Origin of the sequence: Mycobacterium arosiense ATCC BAA-1401 = DSM 45069, from assembly GCF_002086125.1 — a bacterium.
In the GTDB taxonomy this organism is placed as follows: domain Bacteria; phylum Actinomycetota; class Actinomycetes; order Mycobacteriales; family Mycobacteriaceae; genus Mycobacterium; species Mycobacterium arosiense.
Map to the genome: position 1 here is coordinate 1 of NZ_MVHG01000149.1, position 5,388 is coordinate 5,388.

Annotated in this window: 7 protein-coding genes and 2 pseudogenes; 8 read left to right on the forward strand and 1 reads right to left on the reverse strand. The window is 63.3% G+C overall.

Translation table 11 applies throughout. The annotated features are described in order from the left end of the window. Positions 1-1,283, forward strand: a 1,283-nt coding sequence (locus BST14_RS27335) for a M20/M25/M40 family metallo-hydrolase (RefSeq protein ID WP_211280830.1), incomplete at its 5' end; no start/stop codon positions are given. A gap of 29 nt (positions 1,284-1,312) precedes the next feature. Here the strand turns inward: BST14_RS27335 and BST14_RS27340 are convergent. After that, a complete protein-coding gene (locus BST14_RS27340; RefSeq protein WP_083067411.1) occupies positions 1,313-1,813 on the reverse strand; it encodes a nitroreductase/quinone reductase family protein in 501 nt (166 codons plus the stop codon). Between the two features lie 119 nt (positions 1,814-1,932). Here BST14_RS27340 and BST14_RS27345 point away from each other — a divergent pair. From BST14_RS27345 to BST14_RS31795, 7 genes and pseudogenes are all read left to right on the forward strand, one after another. Next, positions 1,933-2,338 (forward strand): annotated as a pseudogene (locus BST14_RS27345) (VOC family protein). A gap of 89 nt (positions 2,339-2,427) precedes the next feature. Next, complete coding sequence (locus tag BST14_RS27350) at positions 2,428-2,826, forward strand: VOC family protein (RefSeq protein WP_083067412.1); 399 nt, start codon at positions 2,428-2,430, stop codon at positions 2,824-2,826. 67 nt (positions 2,827-2,893) lie between these two features. Beyond that, positions 2,894-3,277, forward strand: coding sequence for an Mtp family mycobacterial-type pilin (locus BST14_RS27355; RefSeq protein WP_083067413.1), 384 nt, complete (start codon positions 2,894-2,896; stop codon positions 3,275-3,277). Positions 3,278-3,359: 82 nt separating this feature from the next. Then, positions 3,360-3,641: pseudogene (locus tag BST14_RS27360) on the forward strand (hypothetical protein); the annotation flags it as partial. Between the two features lie 271 nt (positions 3,642-3,912). Then, on the forward strand, positions 3,913-4,473 hold the full coding sequence (locus BST14_RS27365) for a glycoside hydrolase (RefSeq protein ID WP_083067414.1): 561 nt from the start codon (positions 3,913-3,915) through the stop codon (positions 4,471-4,473). Between the two features lie 356 nt (positions 4,474-4,829). Next, positions 4,830-5,153 carry a putative quinol monooxygenase gene (locus BST14_RS27370; protein ID WP_083067415.1) on the forward strand — a complete coding sequence of 108 codons (324 nt, stop codon included), beginning with the start codon at positions 4,830-4,832 and terminating at the stop codon, positions 5,151-5,153. 57 nt (positions 5,154-5,210) lie between these two features. Further along, positions 5,211-5,388: transposase (locus BST14_RS31795; RefSeq protein ID WP_142279208.1), on the forward strand; the 178-nt coding region annotated here is incomplete at its 3' end.

Below are 5,388 nucleotides of genomic sequence, written 5' to 3' on the forward strand. Positions count from 1 at the left end.
AGACCGCGACCTCGGCCGCACCCCCGCGGCCACCACCACTGAGGAATAATCACCACCACCACCCCAGGGGGTCAATTTTCACTTGCCGCCAGGGGGTCAAAATTCAGATGCCGTCGACAGACGTGTCGGCGCGTCTGCGTCACGACGTCGAACATCTGGCCTCATTGGACCGCCGTACCACGTCGCCTGGGGAGCGTCGCTCGGCGGACTGGATTGCTGCCCGTCTCCGTGACATCGGCGCTGTCGAGGTCACCAGCTGCCGGTTCCGCAGCCAACGCTCGTGGGCGCCTGCGACTCTGGCGCATGTTGCTGCCGCAATGGCTGCGGCGGCTCTGGCCGGCGTCGTCGGGCGGTTGCTGTCAGGTGCGGTGGCGGCATCCTACGAGCTCGATGTCAGCGGCCGCAGCCATTGGTTAAGACGGCTGCTGCCGGCCAAGGCCGGCGTTTCGGTTACCGGGCGGATTGCTTTGTCCGGTGACCCTTCGTCCGGTGACGCGAAATCGGATAAGACCCTCGTGTTAGTTGCCCATCACGACGCCGCGCACAACGGGATCGTGTGGCATCGTCGCACCGTGGCGCTCAACCGCATGTTGTCTGAGCGAACCGGGGAAACGATGCCCACGCATCTCCCCGCACTGATGGCGATGGCAGCGAATATCTTGCCAATGCGGTCCATTCGAGTTAGCGCTCAATTCTTTCTTGGCGTGGTCGCACTGGCTGCGATTCAGTCGATGCGCAGCTACACAACGCCGGGCGCGAGCGATAATGCGACTGGCGTCGCTGCGGCTTTGGAGGTCGCCGACCGGCTGCGTTCACGCCATTTGCCCGATATGGAGGTCGTACTGGTGTTTCCCGGTGGCGAAGAAGTAGGCAACACAGGCATGCGCGCATGGGCGCACCGATACGCAAAACAGTTTGACCCGGCCCGCACCCTGGTCGTCGGTCTTGATTCGCTGGGAAGTGGCGGACACTTGGTCGTGGCCCGCCGCGAAGGACTCAGTGGACGCATGGATCCACACGATGTGCAATTCGCTAGTCGCGTCGCGACTTCGGCGGGAATCACGCTAAAAACCGTGTCTTTTCCCAACGTCTGCGACACCACCATCGCACGGAATAAGGGCTTGCGCGCCATCTCGTTGCTGTCTTACGAAAGCGGATGGATTCGTAACCTTCACCTGAGCACAGACACGATTGAGAACGTTCGCTGGAATACCGTCCGCGATGCCGTCAATCTGACCGAACGGCTAGCCTTGGCCTGGGCCGACAGATGCCCTGATGAGTGAACAACCCACCCGAAAAATAGGTGCGGCGTTTATTGCAAGTCCTCCGCAGAGAAGACGTCGATCGGCCGCACCGGCGTCAACATCACCAGTGGTATCTGGCGGCTCGTCGACTTCTGGTAGGTGAGGTACGGCGGGTACAGGTGAGCCATGTAGGACCACACTTGATGCCGTTCCTCGCCTTCGGGCTCGCGCCACGTGGCCTCGAACGCCTGGGTCGCGATCTGGACGCCGATTGTGTTGCTCGCCAAGATATTCAAGTACCAATCCGGATGGGTGTCGGCGCCCCCCTTCGATGCGACGATCACTATCTCGCCACCGAAGTTGCCGTAAATCAATGGCCTGACGTAAACCTTCGCCGACTTTCGGCCCACGCATCTGATCAAGCAGTGCGTCGTCATCTCACGGCCCCCGACCGCACTGACGTCGAAGATATGGCCCCGCGAGCCGCCGGAAGTCAGGTAGGTGTCGAGGTGCTCCTTGATCCAGTTACCTCTCGCAGTCCGGATCGCTGCGGCATCGGCGTCGGCCATGGATGACTCCTGAATTCAACAAGTGAGGGTGATCGGACTAATCTACGTTGCTTTTCTCTGGGTGATCCAATCGTCGCAGCTCCCGCGGTCGGGTTCGCAGGTGACTAAGGTTGAGCACGATGCGGTGGCGGGGTGTGCGTCACGTCGAGTTCGCGGTGCTCGACTACGACGACTCCATCGCGTTCTACGACGCGTTGATCGGCTGGCTCGACTACAGCAGTTTCTCGTCGCTCAAAATGGAATACGAGTCGACGTACTACATGACGCGAAACGTCAACCCACACAGCTACATCGGCATCCAGCCCGCGCGCACGGGTGCGAAGCTGACGCTACTACGCGGTCTTCTTCGACGACCCGATCAACGGGATTCATTGTGAACTGGCATGGCTGCCGAAAGTGCCTACCCCCCACCAACTTTGGCCATTCTATCGCGCCATCCGCGCGTTCGCCAGGAGCCGACCGGATCTGGCGAAGACGGTGCCGAGCGTCGCCTGGCAGGCCAGGAGGACCCTTCCGGCTCGGTGATTCGGCGCATCGGGTCGCAGCCACGTTTGTCGGAGGCGGCGCCTAGCATGCGATGCCAGATACGCACGCTGCGACGTGGGAGGCACCGCATGAAGTTCATTTCGACCCGCATCATCACGGCCGACGTCGGGCGGCTCGTCGACTTCTACCAATTGGTCACCGGGGTCTCGGCGATCTGGGGCAATGAGCTGTTCGCCGAGATCTACACGCCGATCGGCACGCTGGCCATCGGCAGCGACAAGACCGTCCCGCTGTTTGGCGAGGGGTCCGCCGAACCCGCGGCCAACCGCAGCGCCATCCTGGAATTCATCGTCGAGGACGTGGACGCCGAATACGAGCGGCTTCGCGAGCACGTGGCCGAGGTCGTGACGGTGCCTACCACCATGCCCTGGGGAAACCGCGCGCTGTTGTTCCGGGATCCGGATGGAAACCTGGTCAACCTGTTCACCCCGGTGACGCAGGAAGCGCGGGCGAAATTCGGCCTGTGACTTGAGGCCGGGCAGCGGATCCCAATTGCCGCTTGCCCGGATGCCGGTATCGAGAAAGTCTTATCGGATGGCGACTCTGAGGCGCACGGCGCGACGGACGGCGAGCGCGGTGGTTGGCGGCGGGTTGGCGCTGTCCGTTCTTGGTCTGGCCGGCGCGCCCGTCGCCGCGGCGGCCCCGGCCCCGGCGCCCACCGGCCACTGGTGTCCGGGCGATCCATGGGACCCAAGTTGGGGCAACGTCTTGGACTGGGACTGGCATCAATGCCACGACTGGCAACGCCCTGGAGGCCCGTCCGCCCCGGCGGGCTGGGGCCCCTGGGGGCCGCCACCGGCGTGGGCGCCGCCGCAGCCACCCCAACCGGCCTGGGCGCCCGGGGCGCAGATGATGTGGAACCCGACCGGTGCCGGCAACTGGGGAATCTGGAACAACGGAATCTGGACCCCCATCTGAGCGCGCCTGGTAGCAGGGCTTGACTCTGAGCAAGCGGCCCTTGGCCGTTCGCATCGCCGGCCGCCCGGCGTTAGGGTCAGCCGTGGTCGCTGGGGACCGCGCCGTGCCGCCCGAGGAGCCTGACCGCAAGGCGGAAGCGCTGGATGAGCGCGAAGACGTTCTCGCCAGACGCGAGGCGGAGTTGAAGAGGCGCGAATTTCAGGCCGGCAGTCGAGACCGCGTGGCCGACCAGCGTGAACAGATCGCCGACCAACGCGAATGGGTGGCCGACGACCGCGAGCAGCGAGCGGACGAGCGCGAGGGCACTGCCGCGGAGCGCGAACGCGAGCGCCTGCGGCGCGTGGACGAACAAGTCAAGCGCCTGTGAGCCCGCGCTAGTCGAGAGCAGGCCAACGTCGATCGGGAGACGACACAAAGCGAACGAAGCCGCGGCAAGGCTTAGCGGGGTATCCGTGGGAAGCGCTCACGGGAGAGTTCAATACCGGCACTTCGGAAACACGGGTATTTAGCCGTCGAAACTATACCGGTGTGTAATAATTTTGCTCTGCATGCGATGCACGTCATGGTTCGATTAATGAATGACCTGCGCCACAAATTTTGGCTCGCAATAAATGTTATTGCTAGCCTCCCTGCCCATGGTCGTTATTGCAACATTGATGTCATTGATCAATCAGGTCTCCGGCACGCCCTATATTCCGGGTGGAGACTCTCCCGCAGGGACCGATTGTTCGGGACTCGCGTCCTGGGTTGCTAATGCAGCATCTGATAGGCCCGTTTTCGGAAATCGATTCAATACCGGAAACGAAGAGGGCGCATTGTTGGCGCGCGGCTTTCAATATGGAACCGCCCCTAACGCGTTGGTCATCGGCTGGAACGGTGGCCACACGGCGGTGACACTGCCGGACGGAACGGCGGTCTCCAGCGGTGAGCGGGGCGGGGTGCACTTGGGTGGTGCGGGTGCCTACCAGGCCGGATTCACGCATCATATGTTCCTTCCGCTACCCGCGGAGGACGCGCCGCCGCCGGACGCTCCTCCGGCCCCGCCGGACGCTCCTGCGCCGCCGCCGGACGCTCCTGCGCCGCCGCCGGACGCTCCTCCGCCCCCGCCCGACGCTCCTGCGCCGCCGGACGCTCCGCCGCCGGCCGTTCTGATCGACGCTCCGGCGCCACCGGCTCCGCCCCCGCCCAGAATGTGAGTTTCCGTTATCCGGCTACGCAGGAATTGCGAATCAATAACGAATTGGGCCTGAAGTAATTCGCTATAAAAGGTGTTCGATCGGCACCGCAAGACGCTTTCGCAGCGGCTCTACCGATAGTGAAATGCGACCGGTGTCGTGCAGTTCTGTGAGCTCCGCCACTTGGGCGCGCGGCGAAAGTGGTCTTATGGGTCATGGGTGACTCATGAGACCACTTTGCATTAACCATTACCTAGGGAAATTAGGGCAGCGTCCCCGCGTCGCGGCGCCGCGGCACCACCCGCGGCCGATAGGCTGGCGCTGCCCGCGGAATCGGGCGGACGCAACCGGAAGCCGCGAACCTAGGTGGGACCGCAATGATCTTCATCGTCGTCAAGTTCGAAACAAAACCCGACTGGACGGACCGCTGGCCGGATCTCGTCGCCTCGTTCACCGCGGCGACCCGGGCCGAGGAAGGCAATCTGTGGTTCGATTGGTCGCGCAGCTTGGACAACCCGGCGGAGTACGTCTTGGTGGAGGCTTTCCGCGACGATGAGGCGGGCGGCATCCACGTCAACAGCGACCACTTCAGGCGCTTCATGCAGGACGTCCCGCAGGCGCTGAAGTCCACACCCAAAATCATCAACCAGACCATCGATGCCACGGGGTGGTCGGAGATGGGCGAGGTGGCGGTCGACTGACCCGCGACTAGGGCGTGTCTGGCAAAGATTTTGGATGTTGTGCCCGAGGCTTGAGTCATGTCGCGGTTTCAGTTGCTCACCGATGCTCAGTGGTCGTTGATTGAAGATTTGCTTCCGACTCGGACGGGCAAGCGGGGCAGGCCCTTTCAGGATGCCCGCTCGATGGTCGAGGGCATTATTTATCGGTACCGGTGTGGGATCGCCTGGCGAGACGTGCCCGGGGCGTTCGGGCCGT

Coding starts and splice junctions, on each gene's coding strand:
- BST14_RS27350 (WP_083067412.1), top strand. CDS start 2,428: ATGAAGTTCATTTCGACCCGCATCATCACGGCCGACGTCGGGCGGCTC.
- BST14_RS27370 (WP_083067415.1), top strand. CDS start 4,830: ATGATCTTCATCGTCGTCAAGTTCGAAACAAAACCCGACTGGACGGAC.
- BST14_RS27355 (WP_083067413.1), top strand. CDS start 2,894: ATGGCGACTCTGAGGCGCACGGCGCGACGGACGGCGAGCGCGGTGGTT.
- BST14_RS27340 (WP_083067411.1), bottom strand. CDS start 1,813: ATGGCCGACGCCGATGCCGCAGCGATCCGGACTGCGAGAGGTAACTGG.
- BST14_RS27365 (WP_083067414.1), top strand. CDS start 3,913: ATGGTCGTTATTGCAACATTGATGTCATTGATCAATCAGGTCTCCGGC.